Genomic DNA, 15,011 nt, shown 5'->3' on the forward strand with positions numbered 1-15,011 from the left:
GCACCTGAGTGCAGGAAAGATCACAGTCGGCGACCGGACATGGGTTACGGGGTTTGGGACAATGGTTGCAGACGCCAGCTATCGCGGATCGGAGCATCATGGACCAGCAGGCCCGCCCGACCAAGACGACGTTGCCCGGGATCGGCACCCGGTACGACCTGATCACCGAAGGCGGCAAACACGTCTCCGTGGTGGTGCGCAACGACGGGCGGCGGTTCCTCGGCTTCCACGATCCCGAGGACGACGACAACTGCAAGGACTCGGTCCCGCTCGACCCCGGTGAGGCGGCCGCCCTCGCCCAACTGCTGATCCCAGCCCCGCTCGACCCGGTCCGCGGCGAGATCGAGATCGACCTCGTCACAGAGCACATCCCGATCACGGCCAAGTCGCCGTACGGCGGCCGCACGCTGGGTGACACCCAGGCCCGCAGCCGGACCGGAGCGTCGATCGTCGCCGTGCTGCGGCGGACCGGCGCGACCCCGTCGCCGACCCCGGACTTCCGCTTCGCGATCGGCGACACGCTCGTCGTGGTCGGCACCCGCGAAGGTGTGGACGCCGTCGCGGACCTGATCGCGGGAGGGTGAGATGCACGAGAACCTCACCGCCCTGCTGATCGAACTGGGTGCGGTCATCCTGGCCCTCGGCATCCTCGGCCGGATCGCCGGCCGGCTCGGGTTCTCTCCGATTCCGCTGTACCTGCTGGCCGGTCTCGCCTTCGGGCACGGTGGTCTCCTGCCGCTGGCGGCCAGCGAGGAGTTCGTTGCCACCGGCGCCGAGATCGGCGTCATCCTGCTGCTGTTGCTGCTCGGTCTGGAGTACACCGCATCGGACCTGGTCGGCACGCTCAAGACGCAGTACGTCTCCGGCGTGGTCGACTTCTTGCTGAACGCGATTCCGGGCGCGGCGGTGGCGCTGCTGCTCGGTTGGGGGCCGACCGCCGCGGTCGCGCTGGCCGGTGTCACCTGGATCTCGTCGTCCGGTGTGATCGCGAAGGTGGTCGGCGACCTCGGCCGCCTCGGTAACCGCGAAACCCCTGTGGTGCTGGGGATCCTGGTGCTCGAGGATCTCTCGATGGCGGTCTATCTGCCGATCCTGACCGCGCTGCTCGCGGGGGTCGGGCTCGCCGGTGGCAGCATGACGCTTCTGATCTCGCTCGGCACCGTCAGCGTCGTCCTGTTCGTCGCGCTGCGCTACGGCCGGGTGATCAGCCGGGCGGTCTCTTCGGACAACCCGGAGATGCTTCTGCTCGTCGTACTCGGGCTGACGCTGCTGGTCGCGGGCCTCGCGCAGAAGCTCCAGGTGTCGGCGGCGGTCGGTGCGTTCCTGGTCGGCATCGCGCTGTCGGGAGAGGTGGCGCACGGCGCGCGGAACCTGCTCAGTCCGCTGCGGGACCTGTTCGCCGCGGTATTCTTCGTCTTCTTCGGGCTGAGCACCGATCCGGCGAAGATCCCGCCGGTGCTCGCGATCGCCCTCGCCCTCGCGCTGTTCACCGCGCTGACGAAGATCTTCACCGGTTGGTACGCCGCGCGCCGGGCCGGTGTGGGATCGGCAGGCCGCTGGCGGGCCGGCGGCACGCTGGTCGCCCGGGGCGAGTTCTCCATCGTGATCGCGGGCCTCGCGGTCGGTGTCGAACCCAAGCTCGGCCCGCTGGCGACGGCGTACGTCCTGATCCTCGTCATCCTCGGCCCGATCGCAGCGCGCTACACCGAACCCATCGCCCGCCGCCTCACCACCCGCAAGCCTCCCACCGCCGAGGCCCCCGCCGCCGAACGCCTCGACGACCCCGCCAACACCGCCACCTGACCCCACCCCGGCGGGGTCAGCGGGCGCGGTGGTTGTGGGCCGCTTGGGCGACTGTCTGCTCGATGCGGCTCGCGCGCGTCTCGGGCCGCTTGGCGAGGGTGATCCACTCGAGGATCGCGCGGCGAGCCGACGGCGGAAACGCCCGGAAGTGCCGGTCCGCGACCCGGTCACGGTCCAGCGCGGCACGGAGATCCGCGGGGACGATCAGGTTCTGCGCGTCGGCGAGCAGGTCCCACGTGCCGGTCCGCCGGGCGTGGTCGACGAGTTCCTGGCCCGCCGGCGCCATCAGGCCCGCCGTGGTCAACCGCTCGACCCGCTCGCGGTTGACCTTGCTCCACGTACTGCGTGGGTTCCGCGGCGTGAAGCACTGGTACGTCGTCCGGTCGTCACGCTTGATCGTCTTGCTGTCGATCCACCCGAAGCACAACGCCTGCTCGACCGCGTCCGCCAGGTTCACGCCCGCCGCATCCCGGCGAACGATCAGCCAGACGGACCGCTCGCTCCGGCCGTTCGTCGCCAACCAGGTGCGCCATTGCTTCACACCCGAACAGTTCAGGGCCGCGTCATCGTTCATACACCGAGCATGCGCCTGATAAGTGCTCACCGATTGAGCACTTATCTCAGAAGAGTACGTCGCCTCGCTCGTGGTCGAGCAGCGCCTGCTTGCGTTCGAGGCCCCCGCCGTACCCGGTCAGGCTGCCGGTCGAGCCGACCACGCGGTGACACGGAACGATGATGCTGATCGGGTTCTTCCCGTTCGCGAGCCCGACCGCCCGGGACGCGCCCGGCACGAGTCCGAGGATCGCGGCGAGTTCGCCGTACGTCGTGGTCTCGCCGTACGGGATGTCCTGGAGCGCTGTCCAGACCCGCTGCTGGAACGGCGTCCCGGCCAGCTGCAGTGGTACGTCGAACGTCGTCCGCCCGTGCTCGAAGTACTCCGTGAGTTGCTCGGCAACCGCGGGCAGCACCGAGTCGTCACGCTTGCCGAAGGTCTCCAGCGGCGGGCGATGCCGGTGTTCGACCATGTAGAGGCCAGCCAGTTCGCCGGCGTCGCTCTCCACCAGGGTGAGCGGGCCGAGCGGGCTGTCCACCACGGCGTACGTCACTGCGACGCCTCCCACTGGGCGCGGTTGATCCGGTAGAGCACATGCCGCTGCAGTCGATGCCCGGCAGGCAGACGGACGTGGTCGAAGTCGCCCGCCTCGTCGTGCGTCATGCCGATCCGCTGCATCACCCGCTGCGACTTGACGTTGGGGGTCGCGGTGAACGAGACGATCTCGTCCAGACCGGCCGGGCCGAAGCCGTGGGCCAAGGCCGCCCGGGCCGCCTCGCTGGCATAACCGTTGCCCCAGGCACCCTTCGACAGACGCCAGCCGATCTCGACGGCCGGCATGAAGTGCGCCTCGAAACTCGGCACCGACAGCCCGGTGAACCCGATGAACTCGCCGGTCTCGCGCACCTCCAGCGCCCACAGGCCCCAGCCGCGTCCGTCGATCTCGGGGCGGTTGCGGTCGATGAGCGCGTCGCTCTGCTCGCGCGTCTGCGGCGCCGGGAAGTGCTCCATCACCGCCGGGTCCGCGTTCAGCACCGCGAACGGCTCGCGGTCGCTGTCACGCCACTGGCGCAGCAGCAGGCGGTCGGTGGTCAGCTCGGTCATGCTCTCTCCGTCGAGGTCGGTTCCGGGATCTTGTTGATCGCGTGGTCACCGGTGGCCCACAGGTACTGCACCGCGTAGGCACGCCAGGGCCGCCACGCACGCGCATGGCCGATCAGGAGTTTGGGGGCCTCGGGCAACCCTAGGTCACGGGCGGAGTACCGGATGCCCAGATCGCTGGCCACAAAGGCATCCGGGTCACCGAGCGCCCGCATCGCGATCGACTCGACCGTCCACGGACCGATCCCCGGCAGCGCGGTCAGTTGCTCGCGCGCCTTGTCCCAGTCGGCGCCGGCCCCGAGATCGATCTCACCGGCCGCAAGGGTGCCGATCAGCGTCGTGAGCGTCGTACGGCGAGACTTCGGGAAGGCGAGCGATTCGGGATCGAGCCCGGCCAGCGCCTGCATCGTCGGGAACAGATGCGTCAGCCCGCCGGCCGCATCCTCGATCGGGTCGCCGTGCCGCACCACCAGCCGATGCGCGTGGGTCCGCGCGGCCGCCGTCGACACCTGCTGCCCGAGCACGGCTCGTACGGCGAACTCCTCGCCGTCGACGGTGTGCGGAACCCGGCGGCCCGGCGCCTTCGCGATCAGCGGCGCGAGCACAGGATCGGTCTCGAGCAGGTCGTCGACCGCGATCGGGTCGGCGTCGAGGTCGAGCATCCGGCGGCAGCGACTGATCGCGATCGCCAGGTCGCGCTGGTCGGTCAGCGAGAGCTGGCAGGCGATGTGATCAGGCATCGGTTTCAGTGCGACCACGCCATGTCCGTGCGGCAGCCTGAGCGTGCGGCGATAGTGACCGTCGCGCCACTCCTCGACGCCGGGTACGCCGGTCGCGATCAGATGACCGAACAGGTTGTCCGGGGTCAGCGGCGCACGGAACGGGAGCCGCAGCGAGATGGTGCCTGGGGCAACGGTCGCCGTACCGCGCCGGGCCCGGCGACGCAGCTCGGTCGGAGAGAGCGCGAACACCTCCTGCACGGTCTCGTTGAACGTCCGCACACTGGAGAATCCGGCCGCGAACGCGACATCGGCCATCTGCAACTCGCTGGTCTCGATCAGCAGCCGCGCGGTCTGCGCACGCTGGGCCCGAGCCAGCGCGAGCGGACCGGCGCCGAGCTCGGCGTGCAACTGACGCTGGACCTGGCGGACGCTGTAGCCGAGGTGAGTGGCCAGACCGGGCACGCCGTCGCGGTCGACGACGCCATCGGCGATCAGCCGCATCGCGCGGGCGACCAGGTCGGCCCGGTCGTTCCACTCCGGCGACCCCGGGCTCGCGTCCGGCCGGCAGCGCTTGCAGGCCCGGAACCCGGCCTGCTGGGCGGCGGCCGCGCTCGGGTAGAACCGCATGTTCTCGACCTTGGGCGGCACCACCGGGCAACTCGGCCGGCAGTAGATCTTGGTGGTCAGCACCGCGGTGAAGAACCAGCCGTCGAACCGGGCGTCCTTGGACTGGACCGCGCGGATGCATCGCTCCCTGCACTCGTACACGTGCTCCAGCATCCCTGGCCGCACCGACAGTCGCTAGCGAATTTGCGACGTCGAGGTATCGCGGAAAAACGACGCCAGGATCTCGGGTCGGATTTCCGCCAGCTCCGCTCCGGATCCCCCGCTGGACTTGAGGGCATGAACGAACTGGTTGGCAAGAAGGCATTGGTGACAGGCGGAAGCCGCGGGATCGGCGCGGCGACCGCGATCGCCCTGGCAGCGAGTGGAGCGGATGTCGCGGTGACGTACCACCGCTCCGCGGATGCGGCGGCCGAGGTGGTGAAGAAGATCGAGGACCTCGGACGGCGGGGGTTCGCGTTCGAGGTCGACGCCGCGGACGCGGTGGCCGTGGCCGACGGTGTGCAGCGGGCCGCGGACCAACTCGGTGGCCTGGACATCCTGGTCAACAACGCGGGCGTCGGGGCGGTCGGTCCGATCACCGACCTCACCCTGCCCGACGTCGACCAGGTGCTCGCGGTCAACGTCCGTGGGGTGTACGCCGCCACGCAGGCCGCCGTACCGCGACTGTCCGACGGCGGACGGGTGATCCACCTGGGCAGCTGTGTCGCGGCCCGGACCGCCCTCCCCGGGATGACGCTCTACGGGATGAGCAAGGCCGCGCTGGTCGGTCTGAGCAAGGGCCTCGCCCGCGAGCTCGGACCGCGCGGCATCACGTCGAACGTCGTCCAGCCCGGGCCGATCGACACCGACATGAACCCGGCGGACGGCCCGTTCGCCGAGCCTCAGACGGCTTTCGTGGCGCTCGAGAGGTTCGGCACCGCGGCCGAGGTCGCGGCGGCCATCACCTACCTGGCCGGCCCGCACGCGGCGTACCTCAGCGGCGCGGAGCTGACCATCGACGGCGGTTACGCGGCCTGACTTGTCGGTGCCCCCGGCTACCGTCACGGGCATGCGATTCTCGGTGACGGTCGGGGCAGTCGGGCACGGACGGGATCCACGCGGTCTCGCGGACCTCGCGCGCGCCGTGGAGGACTCCGGCTGGGACGCGTTGTTCCTGGAGGACTACCTCGTCTACCAGGGCGACGCGACCGAGCCGACCTACGACCCGTGGATCTGTCTGGCAGCGATGGCGACGGCCACCTCACGGATCACGATCGGGACGACAGTCACACCACTGCCTCGGCGGCGGCCCTGGAAGGTCGCGGCCGAGGCAGTGGCGCTGGATCACCTGTCCGGAGGGCGGTTCGTGCTGGGGGTGGGGATCGGCGATCCCGGCGATCCGTTCCTGGGCCGCGTCGGTGAACCCACCCAGCCGACGCAGCTCGCGGAGATGCTGGACGAAGGCCTCACAGTGATCGACCAGCTGTGGAGCGGCGAGCCTGTCACCTTTGCCGGCAAGCACTATCGGCTCGATGATGTACAGCTCACCGCACGGCCGGTGCAGGCACCGCGCATCCCGATCTGGGTCGGCGGAAACATGCTGGTGCCCGCCGTCCGACGGCGGATCAGACGGTGGGACGGGAGCTGTGCGTACAAGGGCAGCACGGACGCACCGCAGCAGATCCAGCCCGACGACGTCCGCGGTCTGCTCGCGGAAGTCGAGGCCGAGCGCGGGACGACCGACGGATTCGACCTGAAGGTCAGCGGAGGAGATCCCGAGGCCTTCGCGGCAGCCGGCGCGACCTGGTGGGGCCGCTGGATCCCGCCACTCCCAGCGGCCGAGACGCTGGCGATCGTCACGCAGCGTCCACCGGCACTCTGAGCCGTTGACACGGGCGGGGACCGGAGGGAGACTGCCGGTGTTTTTAACGTTCAAAACATCGGTGGGAGGTCTTCGTGGCTACGTTGAAGCAGGTCGCCGCGCACGCGGAGGTCTCCGTGCAGACCGTGTCGAACGCGTTGAACGCCCCGCACCGGCTGCGGCCGGACACCCTCGAGCGGGTCAACCGGTCGATCGAACTGCTCAACTACCGGCCCAACCGTAACGCCCGCAGTCTACGCACGAGCGCGGTCGAGCTGATCGGCTACTGCGTCCCCAACTGGCCGAACCAGACCCATCTGGTGATGGACCAGTTCCTGCACGCACTCTGCGCCGCGGCCGAGCGCACCGGCCGCCACATCCTGCTGTTCACGGCCCCACCGGGCCTCGACGGCATGCCCGTGTACGACGACCTGCACGCGCGCCGGCTCGTGGACGGGTTCGTCCTGTCGCAGACCGAGACACACGACCCGCGGCACGGCTGGCTGAAGGAGCAGAAGATCCCGTTCATCTCCTTCGGCCGGGTCTGGAAGGAGACCACCCAACCCGGTCCGTGGGTCGACGTCGACGGCGCGGCCGGCTCGGCGATGGCGGTCCGGCACCTGCACGAGGCCGGGCGCCGCCGGATCGCGTTCCTCAGCTGGCCGAAGTCGTCCGGCCTGGCCGAGGACCGCCTCCGCGGCTGGCGCACGGCCTGCAAGGAGCTCGGCCTGCCCACCTCGGGTCTGGCCGTCCGCTGCCGCGAGGACAGCATCGCCGAAGGCGCGCGGGCCACCGCCGAGCTGCTCGACGCGGACCCGTTCCTCGACGGAATCGTTGCCTTGAGCGACATTCTCGCCCTGGGCGCGCTGCGCGAACTCGGCCGCCGCGGCCTCACCCCAGGCGTCGACGTCGGCGTCACCGGCTTCGACGACTCCCCGCTGGCCGACGTGGTCTCCCCCGGCCTGACCAGCCTGCGGCAACCGATGGACGACATCGCCGCCGAACTGATCACCGTCCTCACCGACCCGGACGGCCCGCCGGACCCGTCGACCGAACGCTTACTGCACCCCGAACTGGTGATCAGGGGCAGCTCAGCCCCTGGCTGATGCGGTGCGCACCGCGCCGCGAGAAGGAGGAACCGCCATGACTCCCCGCCCGACCGTCCGACGCAGCACCGCCCCACCACGCCGGGTCAGACGCCGTACCGTCGGCGTCGCCCTGCTGGCCGCTGCAACTGTCCTCGCCGGCTCCGCATCCGCGACCGCCGGCTCCGCACCCCGCAGCACCGGCGGCTCACCGCAGAGCGTCGTACCGTCGGAGCTGTCCGAATCGACCCGGCTGGCGGACCGCCGGTCGCTCGTCGTCGGTGATCGCGCCTACGCGATGGGCGACGAGACCGGTCTCTACCCCGCCACCGGCTGGCACATCCGCGGTGAGATGGGTGGCTTCTGGACCCAGCCGATCAAGATGCTCGACGGGCTGTGGTTCGGCCTCGACGGCGCCTGGCTCGGCAAGGACGTGACCGCCGCGAAGTACACCAGCGGCCACGGCTACAGCCGGATCGACTACTCAGGTGACGTGAGCGTCCACCGGACCGACTTCGTCCCCGACGGCATCCGCGCCACGCTGGTCGGACTCACCTTCAAGTCCGGTACGGCGAAGACGGTCAAGCTCGATGTGGACGCGCACTCCGAGCTGATGCAGTCCTACCCGTGGGGCTGGACGGCCCCAAGCGCGGCCGATGCCAACCTGCCGGACACCGGCGCGTACACCGACGGCTCGCTGCGGTTCCGCGAGCAGGGCACGCCGTCGTACCCGAACGCGACCGCGCACGACTACGCCGCGTTCGTCGGATCGTCCCTGCGTCCGACGGGCCACGCACTTGGTCCGGACCACCGCGGCCCGCAGGACCCGGCGGTGATCTGTCCGGCCGACGGACTGACGCCCGCACGGTGTGACGACTCGCTGGTCGGGAAGGGCACCGGCGGCCGGCTGACGTACGACGTACAACTCGCGCCGGGCAAGGAGAAGACCGTCTGGTTCGCCGTGGCCGGATCCGACACCGGCGTGTCCTCGGCACAGCGCGAGTACAGCCGGGCGTTGAGCAACCCAGACAAGTTGCTGAAGGCAAAGGCTGACGAGCGGCGGCAGATCGACAGCATGTCAGCGGTGGAGCTACCTGGTGATCCGCTGCTGCAGCAGAGTGTCGAATGGAGCAAGCAGAACCTGGCCGACTCCGTGCAGGAGGCGCGCAACCTGCGCATCCGCGACGTCAACGAGGGCAAGGACTACCCGGCACCAGCCGGCACGGTCGGCACCGCACGCTGGTTCGGCGCGGGCTTCCCGGACTACCCGTGGCTGTTCGCAACCGATGGTGAGTACACCGCGTACGCCGCGGTCGCGGCCGGTCAGTTCAGCACGGTGAAGGACCACCTCAAGGCGTTGCGGGATGTCAGCGACATCCTGAACGACCGCAGCGGCAAGGTCGCGCACGAGGTCGTCCCGACCGGTGACGTGTACTTCGGCTCGAACCAGAGTGCGGGCAACACCGACGAGACGGTGAAGTTCCCGAGCATCGTCGCACTGCTGTGGCGGTGGACCGGCGACGACCGGTTCCGCGACGACATGTACGACTTCAGCGTCCGCAACCTGCAGTACGTCTACCGCGAGCTCGACAAGGACAGCGACGGCTGGCCCGAGGGTCTCGCGAACGTCGAACGCAGCGGGATGGGCGCCGAGAAGCTCGACAGCACGGTGTACCTCGCCCGCGGGCTGCGCGACCTCGCCGACCTGGCCGCCTCCCGGCACGACAAGCAGGTCCAGCAGTGGGCCACCAGCCGCGCCGACGACCTCGAGTCGCGGTTCGAGTCCCAGTGGTGGGTCCCGCAGGCGCTCGGGTACGCCGACTCCGTCGACGACCCGGCGAACCCCGCGAACGACAACACGCCGATCTTCCAGCGACACTGGATCGGCGTCACTCCGATGGAGGCCGAACTGGTGCGGCCCGGCAAGCCGGTGTCCCCGCTGGCGTCTCCGGAGCACGCGGCGATCGCGCTCGACCAGCGCGAGAGGCCTTGCTACACAGGCGAATTCGGCCTCTTCCACACCGGTACCGGACCGACGTCCGATCCGGCCGGCAACCCGGGTGCCTCGTGTGACCCGGTCGTCTCGCAGGTGAAGAGCGAGCGCAGCATCTTCTCGCTGAACACCTCGATCATGGCCGTTGCGGAAGGCAACTACGGTCGTCTCGGCACCGACCAGCAGCAGGTCTACACCACCGGCAACGCCCGCATCCAGCTCGACCCGAACGTGTGGGAGACGCCGGGTGCGATGCCGGAGATCGCACCGTCGCCCGACTCGGCGGCGAACATCGGCCGGCCGTTCTACGACCGCTCGATGGCACTGCAGGCGTGGGGCACGTACGGCGTACTGTGGCCGGTCGTGCACCAGCAGCTCGGCGTGGACCCGGACCTCGGCCACGGCCGGGTCTCGATCGTGCCGCAGCTTCCGGAGGGCCAGCAGAAGGTGGCCGGGAGCAACATCCAGCTCGGCCGCGGAGCGGTCGATGTGTCCGCACGCCTTACAGGCAAGGAATTGCGGACCGATGTCAAGGTGAAGGGTGTCGGCGCGACGTTCACCATCGGCGCCGTCCTGCCGGCCGGTGCGAGGGTGAAGAGCGTGTCTCTCGACGGCCACAAGGCGCAGTACAAGCTCGTCACCACGACGCGTGGAGTCCAGGTGCAGGTAGCGGCCCGGGGCTCGTCCTCGGCGCTGAAGATCACGCTCGCCTGACCCGTTGACTCCGGGGTCGTGGCCGAGGCGGGCACGACCCCGGATCGCCGGCCGGCGCACAACCGTTCTGTGCGCCGGCCGGCTTTCATTCGCCTGTTTTTCGGCACCTGCGAGTGCCGTTAGACGGCGTCCCGATCATGAAGCGGGGCCCCTCCGAGTATGAGTCGGAGGGGCCCCGCATTAGCTGAAGGAAGGTGACGTCTCCAGCCTCCCGAACGAGTCCGTAGGACCGGCAGACCCCGTCACCGGTCTACCTCAGTGGGGATCCCCACCGCGAGGGGCCCCGGTTTTCGCTCGACCCGCCGCTCCTTCGCAGAAACAGCGTGTCGACATTTCTACCGCCGTTGCCAGGGTCGCACAACCCTTTCCTGCCAACAGATTGCGCCACTTCGCCACCTATCGCCTGTTCTCCACAGCGACCCGGCAACCGTCCACAGATATCGTCCGACTTATGCACACCCCCTGTGCATAACATCGGTCGTTCGTTCAACCTTTGGCCGGCTTCAGCGCCATCGGTCGCAGCAGCAGATAACCGGCGTACAACCCGAGCGCGGTGACCACGGCAACGGCCGGTACGGCGACTGCCAGTGGTGGACGATCGTAGCCGAGACGTGACAGCGGCTCGGCCAGCCACTGGGCGACCAGGAGGAACTCGGTCGCCGCGGCCGGCAGCACGGACAGCGGCAGCAGCAGTACTCCGCGCCAGAAGCCGAAACGGTAGAACGTGATGCCGAGCAACCAGCCGGCTGCCTCATGCGCCACGATCAGCAGGAAGAACTCGGTGAAGATCATCCCGACCTGCGAGGTACTGGTGAAAAGATGCCGGTTCTCCATCGCCTGGGCCCAGCCCTGCCAGTCGTAGACGACGCGTTCCACCTGGTAGACCAGCACCCACAACAACGCGGTCGCCACCGCGGCCCCGACCAGAAAGATGCTCCCGGCAACGGAAAACATCCGCCGGGTGACGCCTTGCGCGACCAGCAGTTTCAGGTACGCCGGCGCGACGCTGATGCCGACCGCCATCGAGAAGTACTTGGGCGACTGGGTGCCGTAGTCCCACATGCTGTAGCCGGTCCCGCCGGAGCCGGTCTGGACGATGAAACCGCCCACCGCGAAGACGACCAGCATGATGGCCCAGTACCCGCCGATCATCGGCCAGGAGCCGATCATCATCGCGTGCAGGACCTGCCGCAGCCGGTGCCACGACGTGACACCGCGCGGCATCGACGCGGCAACGGCAACCCGCTGCGCGGCCTCGGTCCGGTTGTCGACTGCCGCACTCATGAGCGAGCTCCTGGGGTCGGGGCGGTGAGGTGCACGAAGAGGTCCTGCAGGCCGACCGGGCCGACCTCGAGTCCGGCCTGCGTCGCCTCGGCGAGCAGCGCGGGATCGAGATCGCCGAGCACGGTGGTGGACTTGGTGCCGCCGAGCTTCTCCTCCGCGAGCACGGTGAACCCGGCGGTGAAGTCGTCCACCGCGGCCGCCGGTCCGACGATCGAGGCGCCGCGGCCGCGGAGCGCGTCCACCGGCGACTGGGTGACGAGGCGGCCGTTGTCGAGGATCACGACCTCCTCGAGCATCGGGCTGACCTCGGCGACCAGATGCGTCGACAGCACGATCGTCCGCGGCACCTCGGCGTAGTCGGCGAGCAGGGCGTCGTAGAACAGGTTGCGGGACGGGACGTCCATGCCGAGGTAGGTCTCGTCGAAGATCGTCAGCGGTGCCCGGCTGGCCAGCCCGAGCACGACCCCGAGGGCGGACTTCTTGCCGCGGGAGAGCTTGTTCACCTTCTTGCCGGTCGGCACCTCGAACCGATCCAGCAGCTCGCCGGCCAGGTCGTCGTCCCAGTACGGGCGCAGGCTCGAGGCGAGCCCGAGCACGTGCTTCACTGGCGCCGCGTCGACCAGGTCGCCGGACTCGCGGATCAGGCAGACCCGGCTGGTGACGACCGCGTTCTCGTACGGCTCCTGCGCCGTACCGAGGTCGGCGGACTCGACCAGCACCCGGCCCTCGTCCGGGCACCGGAAGCCGGCCAGGGTCGCGGCGAGCGTGCTCTTCCCGGAACCGTTGCGGCCGAGCAGACCGTGGATCTTCCCGGGCGCGAGGCGCAGGTCGAGCCGATCGAGCGCGGGCACGCCGCCGAACCGGACCGACAGGTTCTCGGTCCGCACAGCCAGAGCGGTGTCTTCGAGAGTGCTGGTGGTCATCAGGCTTCCCCGTAGGTGCGGATGTGCTGGACGACGTCCTTGAGCGGAACGCCGATGGCTTTGGCCTCGCGGATCATCGGGTCGACCACGTCGGCGAAGAACGAGTCCTGCCGGCCGGTGCGCAGCAGCAGGCGGGCGTTCGGGCTGACGAACATCCCGATCCCGCGCTTCTTGTAGAGCACGCCCTCGTCGACGAGTTGGGCGAAGCCCTTGGCGGCGGTCGCCGGGTTGATCCGGTAGAACGCGGCGTACTGGTTGGTCGACATGACCTGTTCGTCCTCGGCGAGGGCACCGGTCACGATGTCGTTCTTGATCTGCTCCGCGATCTGCAGATAGATCGGACTCCGATCGTCGAACACCACAGCCCCCTCTCTACCCTCGCTCGGTCCACCGGTTCGTTACTTGAGTAACGAACCATAGCACCTCGTCAGGGTCAGCCTCCTGCGGCGTACGACGACTGCTGCAGAGACTTCTTCAGCGCCGGTACGACGGGCCCGACCCGGACACCGAGCTGCGCCAGCCGATCCTTGTGGCGGTTGCGCTGGTCCTTGGTGACGACCGTGCGCAGGTCCGCGGTCGCGGCCAGTACGACGACCGCCGCGTCACGGAGGTCGACGCGTGTCACCAGCCGGGACGGGCGGAGGGTGTCCGTCGCACTCTGCAGCACCTGGCGCCGAATCAGCGGGTGCCGCAGCGTGATGCGATGGGCCGGGAACAGGCCGAGGACGCGGTACGGCTCGACCCTGATCAGGTAGGCACGCTCCAGGTCGCCGCGAACTTCGCGGACGATCGCGCGCGGCCGCCGGTCGACCCAGGTCTTCCACTTGCGGGGACCGCGGCTGCCGATGTCGGCAAGGACACCGGCAAGGACCTGATCCTGCGGTGCGGCCGCCTTCGTCAGCCGGGCTCGACCGTTGTCGTCGGCAAGGTTCCCGGCGAGCTGGAGGTCGACCAGCGCGGCCGCACGGAGCAGCCTGCCGAGCTTCGAGGTGTTCGTCAGGCGGCCCTTCATCGGGTCGTAGGCGAGCAGGAAGAGCCTTGCAGCCAAGGCATCCGGGGCTTTGGCCTTGCCGAGGGCAACGGTCTTCCGAGCACGTGCCGGGCGTCGGGTCGGGACGCTCCGGGCGGGCCGCCGCAGCGGCGTCACCACAGCTCTACTCATGGTCTTCCTCCTTGGCCGGACGGCCCGGGCGGCGGATCTTGCCGACCCCTGACGGCAGCCGGCCGGCATCGGCCAGCGCCCGCCGGAGCAGGTACTCGATCTGAGCGTTGGTGCTGCGCAGGTCGTCGGCCGCCCACCGGGCCAGCGCGTCATGCACCACGGGATCCAGCCGGAGCAGGATCTTCTTGCGTTCGACGGCCACAGTGCCCGCTCACTGGTACAGCGAGCCGGCGTTGACCACCGGTTGGGCATCCCGGTCGCCGCACAGCACCACCAGCAGATTGCTGACCATGGTCGCCTTGCGCTCCTCGTCCAGGTCGACAACCTCGTGCTCGGACAGCCGGGCCAGGGCGAGCTCGACCATGCCGACCGCACCCTCGACGATCCGCTGCCGGGCCGCCACGACCGCGCCAGCCTGCTGGCGGCGCAGCATCGCCTGGGCGATCTCCGGCGCGTACGCGAGGTGGGTGATGCGCGACTCGATCACATGCACCCCGGCCGCCTGCACCCTGGCGCCGATCTCCACCGACAGCGTCTCGGTGATCTCGTCGGTGCTGTCGCGCAACGACAGACCACCTTCGTCGGGATGTACGTCGTACGGGTAGCTGTTGGCGATGTGCCGGACCGCGGTCTCGGTCTGGATCGCGACGAACTCGACGAAGTCGTCCACCTCGAACATCGCCTGCGCGGTGTCCTCGACCTGCCAGACCACGACCGCGGCGATCTCGATCGGGTTGCCGTCGGCATCGTTGACCTTGGCAACGGCCGTCTCGTGGTTGCGGATCCGGGTGGAGATCTCACGCCGCTGGGAGATCGGGTTCACCCAGCGCAGGCCGTCGGTGCGCAGCGTTCCGGCGTACCGGCCGAGGATCTGCAGCACCCGGGCGCGGCCCGGCGACACCGGCGTCAGCCCGGCGGCCACGATCAGCCCGGCCAGGAAGATCAGCACGGAGAGCGCGGTCAGCACACCCTGGTCCTGGCTCAGGCCGATCACGAACAACACCACGGCACCCACCACCAGCACGAACGCCAGCCCGGCCATCGGCCACCCGTTGACCGCCCGCGCCACCCGCTCGGTCACCTTCGGCTTCGGCATCTCCACCGCAACGTCCAACTCCGCCATCACCGGCTCCTCTCGAATAGCTCGAAGGTAGCAAAGTGATATCACATTTACAAGACGGTCGCCGGCGGCTTGTCCTGCCGA

At 69.4% G+C, this 15,011-nt stretch carries 16 protein-coding genes; 6 read left to right on the forward strand and 10 right to left on the reverse strand.

Features of this window, described 5'->3' with window-relative positions; genetic code table 11:
- Window positions 1-65: 65 nt before the first annotated feature.
- Both ACGFH6_RS02580 and ACGFH6_RS02585 read left to right on the forward strand, forming a co-directional pair.
- Entirely contained in the window at window positions 66-584 is a 519-nt protein-coding gene (locus tag ACGFH6_RS02580; RefSeq protein WP_393379858.1) for a cation:proton antiporter regulatory subunit, read from the forward strand.
- 1 nt (window position 585) lies between these two features.
- The gene (locus ACGFH6_RS02585) at window positions 586-1,803 is read left to right on the forward strand and encodes a cation:proton antiporter (RefSeq protein ID WP_393379860.1); all 1,218 of its coding nucleotides are present in this window, start codon (window positions 586-588) and stop codon (window positions 1,801-1,803) included.
- A 16-nt stretch (window positions 1,804-1,819) separates the two neighbouring features.
- Here ACGFH6_RS02585 and ACGFH6_RS02590 read toward each other — a convergent pair whose 3' ends face one another.
- From ACGFH6_RS02590 to ACGFH6_RS02605, 4 genes are read right to left on the reverse strand one after another with little or no spacing between them, the layout of a single operon-like run.
- Complete coding sequence (locus ACGFH6_RS02590) at window positions 1,820-2,377, reverse strand: YdeI family protein (RefSeq protein WP_393379862.1); 558 nt, start codon at window positions 2,375-2,377, stop codon at window positions 1,820-1,822.
- A gap of 46 nt (window positions 2,378-2,423) precedes the next feature.
- Complete coding sequence (locus tag ACGFH6_RS02595; protein WP_393379863.1) at window positions 2,424-2,909, reverse strand: methylated-DNA--[protein]-cysteine S-methyltransferase; 486 nt, start codon at window positions 2,907-2,909, stop codon at window positions 2,424-2,426.
- Window positions 2,906-3,460 (reverse strand): GNAT family N-acetyltransferase, encoded by a 555-nt coding sequence (locus tag ACGFH6_RS02600; protein WP_393379864.1) that lies wholly within the window; start codon window positions 3,458-3,460, stop codon window positions 2,906-2,908. The genes ACGFH6_RS02595 and ACGFH6_RS02600 overlap by 4 nt, the downstream gene beginning before the upstream one ends.
- Window positions 3,457-4,959 (reverse strand): AlkA N-terminal domain-containing protein, encoded by a 1,503-nt coding sequence (locus ACGFH6_RS02605; RefSeq protein ID WP_393379866.1) that lies wholly within the window; start codon window positions 4,957-4,959, stop codon window positions 3,457-3,459. Before ACGFH6_RS02605 ends, ACGFH6_RS02600 begins: the two co-directional genes overlap by 4 nt.
- Window positions 4,960-5,082: 123 nt before the next feature.
- Between ACGFH6_RS02605 and ACGFH6_RS02610 the strand changes: the two genes are divergently transcribed.
- The 4 genes from ACGFH6_RS02610 (at window position 5,083) to ACGFH6_RS02625 (ending at window position 10,438) form a co-directional block, all read left to right on the forward strand.
- A complete protein-coding gene (locus tag ACGFH6_RS02610; RefSeq protein WP_393379867.1) occupies window positions 5,083-5,823 on the forward strand; it encodes an SDR family oxidoreductase in 741 nt (246 codons plus the stop codon).
- A 31-nt stretch (window positions 5,824-5,854) separates the two neighbouring features.
- A complete protein-coding gene (locus ACGFH6_RS02615; protein WP_393379869.1) occupies window positions 5,855-6,667 on the forward strand; it encodes an LLM class flavin-dependent oxidoreductase in 813 nt (270 codons plus the stop codon).
- Between the two features lie 74 nt (window positions 6,668-6,741).
- Window positions 6,742-7,752 carry a LacI family DNA-binding transcriptional regulator gene (locus ACGFH6_RS02620; protein ID WP_393379871.1) on the forward strand — a complete coding sequence of 337 codons (1,011 nt, stop codon included), beginning with the start codon at window positions 6,742-6,744 and terminating at the stop codon, window positions 7,750-7,752.
- A gap of 37 nt (window positions 7,753-7,789) precedes the next feature.
- Window positions 7,790-10,438 (forward strand): glycogen debranching protein, encoded by a 2,649-nt coding sequence (locus ACGFH6_RS02625; protein WP_393379872.1) that lies wholly within the window; start codon window positions 7,790-7,792, stop codon window positions 10,436-10,438.
- A 486-nt stretch (window positions 10,439-10,924) separates the two neighbouring features.
- Here ACGFH6_RS02625 and ACGFH6_RS02630 read toward each other — a convergent pair whose 3' ends face one another.
- The 6 genes from ACGFH6_RS02630 to ACGFH6_RS02655 all read right to left on the reverse strand — a co-directional run bounded on the left by ACGFH6_RS02630 (window position 10,925) and on the right by ACGFH6_RS02655 (window position 14,930).
- Window positions 10,925-11,722 (reverse strand): hypothetical protein, encoded by a 798-nt coding sequence (locus tag ACGFH6_RS02630; protein ID WP_393379874.1) that lies wholly within the window; start codon window positions 11,720-11,722, stop codon window positions 10,925-10,927.
- A complete protein-coding gene (locus tag ACGFH6_RS02635; protein WP_393379875.1) occupies window positions 11,719-12,645 on the reverse strand; it encodes an ATP-binding cassette domain-containing protein in 927 nt (308 codons plus the stop codon). Before ACGFH6_RS02635 ends, ACGFH6_RS02630 begins: the two co-directional genes overlap by 4 nt.
- On the reverse strand, window positions 12,645-13,004 hold the full coding sequence (locus ACGFH6_RS02640) for a GntR family transcriptional regulator (RefSeq protein ID WP_131518773.1): 360 nt from the start codon (window positions 13,002-13,004) through the stop codon (window positions 12,645-12,647). The genes ACGFH6_RS02635 and ACGFH6_RS02640 overlap by 1 nt, the downstream gene beginning before the upstream one ends.
- Window positions 13,005-13,078: 74 nt before the next feature.
- Window positions 13,079-13,807 (reverse strand): GPP34 family phosphoprotein, encoded by a 729-nt coding sequence (locus tag ACGFH6_RS02645; protein WP_393379877.1) that lies wholly within the window; start codon window positions 13,805-13,807, stop codon window positions 13,079-13,081.
- The gene (locus ACGFH6_RS02650; RefSeq protein WP_131360533.1) at window positions 13,800-14,009 is read right to left on the reverse strand and encodes a hypothetical protein; all 210 of its coding nucleotides are present in this window, start codon (window positions 14,007-14,009) and stop codon (window positions 13,800-13,802) included. Before ACGFH6_RS02650 ends, ACGFH6_RS02645 begins: the two co-directional genes overlap by 8 nt.
- 9 nt (window positions 14,010-14,018) lie before the next feature.
- A complete protein-coding gene (locus tag ACGFH6_RS02655; RefSeq protein ID WP_393379879.1) occupies window positions 14,019-14,930 on the reverse strand; it encodes an SPFH domain-containing protein in 912 nt (303 codons plus the stop codon).
- Between the last annotated feature and the right edge of the window lie 81 nt (window positions 14,931-15,011).

Origin of the sequence: Kribbella sp. NPDC049227 (genome assembly GCF_043197265.1) — a bacterium.
Lineage (GTDB): Bacteria > Actinomycetota > Actinomycetes > Propionibacteriales > Kribbellaceae > Kribbella.